Source organism: Pseudomonas sp. PB120 (genome assembly GCF_009761815.1).
In the GTDB taxonomy this organism is placed as follows: domain Bacteria; phylum Pseudomonadota; class Gammaproteobacteria; order Pseudomonadales; family Pseudomonadaceae; genus Aquipseudomonas.
Window position 1 is genome coordinate 1 of the sequence record NZ_RWIN01000120.1, and the last position, 1,879, is coordinate 1,879.

Consider the following 1,879-nt stretch of genomic DNA (forward strand, 5'->3'; position numbering starts at 1 on the left):
CTGCGAAGCAGTCGTAAAACCAGAGTGCACGGTATTCCTGACCCACCGCGGCGCCTGACTTTACGACTGCTTCGCAGCCGGACGCAGGCTTCGCCAGCTGCTACAGGTCCAGTCTTCGCCCGCGCATCGATGAACCACTCTCATCGAAGCTCTTTGCGCATGAGAATATTTATCATTAATATTGCGACCTTGCGGGTCCCGTGACATTCACGAGGCCTCACCCCTTTCCTGTCGCCAGGCCGTCGCAGTAATGACCCGATGATCATCAGCCCTCCGCAATCTCCTGACGATGAAGCGCGCGGCGACCGTGCGCATTTCCTGCAGGTGTTCCTTTCTCAGCGTTCGCAGATGGAAGCGCTGGTGAACCGGCGTGTCGGTTGCAGGGCGACGGCCGCGGACCTGGTGCAGGACTTGTTCCTGCGTTTCTGGCGTCGTCCGCTGGTGCAGGTCGAAGAGCTCAGCACTTATCTGCTGCGTTGCGCCGGCAACATCGCCATCGACCATTTGCGCAGCGAAGGCACGCGGGTGCGGGTCAACGAAGGCTGGCAGCCGGACACACCGGACAGCTACGGCAGCGAACCGCAAGCGGCGCTGGAGGCGGGTAACGATTTGCGCCACGTCGAAGCCGCCTTGCGTGCGTTGCCTGAGCGCACGCGGCAGATCTTTTTGCTCAACCGCATCCACGGCCGCAAGTACGCCGAAATCGCCAAGGCGATGGGGCTGTCCCAAAGTGCCGTGGAAAAACATATGATGCGCGCCCTCGATGCCTGCAAGGCCAGCCTGCGGGAACCGCCAATGCGTACGCCAAGGAAAGCACCGTGAAGCAGCCCGATCGCGTCCCGCCGACGCCCGCTCAGGAACAGGCGGCTTTTGCCTGGCTGAGTGTGTTGCACAACCAGCCCGGCAACGATGATCAACTGAGGTTCAGCCACTGGTTGCAGGCCGATCCCGCCCATGCCGAGGCTTATGCCCAGGCGCAGGTGGTGTGGGAAATGAGCGAAGGTCCGGCGCGCACGCTGGCCCATGAAGACGCCTTTGCCTTGCAGGGTTATCTCAATGCCATGGATCGTTCCCGCCACGGTCGTGTGCGGCGTTGGTCCGCGGGGTTGGCGATGGCCGCGTGCCTGGTGCTGATGATCAGCCTTGGTGCGGGTTGGCAGCCGGCGCGCTGGGTTGATGATCTGGGGGCGGACTACGTGTCGGCACCGGGAGAAATTCGCACCGTCACGTTGGCGGATCAGTCGCAGGTCACTCTCGATGCCGACAGTGCGATTGCCGTGGATTTCAGTCGCGGCGAGCGGCATGTGCAGCTGCGTCGCGGTGCCGGTTTTTTCAGCGTGACCCACACCGGCGAACCCTTTGTGGTCGACGCCGAACAGGGGCAGGCCCGGGTGCTGGGTACGCAGTTTGAAGTGCGCCTGCAACCCCGTGGCGCGCAAGTGACGGTGTTGTCCGGACGGGTCGGGGTGGTGGCAGGCCAACACGCCGAGCAACAAATGCTCACCGCTGGCCAGCAAATGGCGTACGGCGAAGGCACGGCGGAAAAACTGCATGCGGTCGACAGCGAAGCGCAGTTGGCATGGCGTCAGGGCTGGCTCAATTACTACAAGGCGACGCTGGCCGAAGTGGTGCAGGATTTGGGTCGGTATTACCCGGGGCGGATTGTGCTGCTCAATGATGAGCTAGGGGCGCGGCGGGTCAGTGGCAGTTTTCCGAGCAAGGACCCGCAAGCGGTGCTGAGTTCGTTGCAGGGGGTGTTGGGGTTTGAGCTGCACAGCGTTTTGGGGCATCTGATTATTCTGCGCTGAGACGACTGGCGCCATCGCGAGCAGGCTCGCTCCCACAGGGGAACGCATTCCAAATTGTGGGAGCGAGCCTG

General features: G+C 62.6%; 2 protein-coding genes. Both read left to right on the forward strand.

From position 1 onward, the window contains the following. The first annotated feature begins 258 nt into the window (after window positions 1-258). Window positions 259-822 carry an RNA polymerase sigma factor gene (locus EJA72_RS21720; RefSeq protein WP_157713479.1) on the forward strand — a complete coding sequence of 188 codons (564 nt, stop codon included), beginning with the start codon at window positions 259-261 and terminating at the stop codon, window positions 820-822. Further along, window positions 819-1,808, forward strand: a complete 990-nt coding sequence (locus EJA72_RS21725) for a FecR family protein (protein WP_178129519.1) — start codon at window positions 819-821, stop codon at window positions 1,806-1,808. The genes EJA72_RS21720 and EJA72_RS21725 overlap by 4 nt, the downstream gene beginning before the upstream one ends. Window positions 1,809-1,879 lie beyond the last annotated feature (71 nt).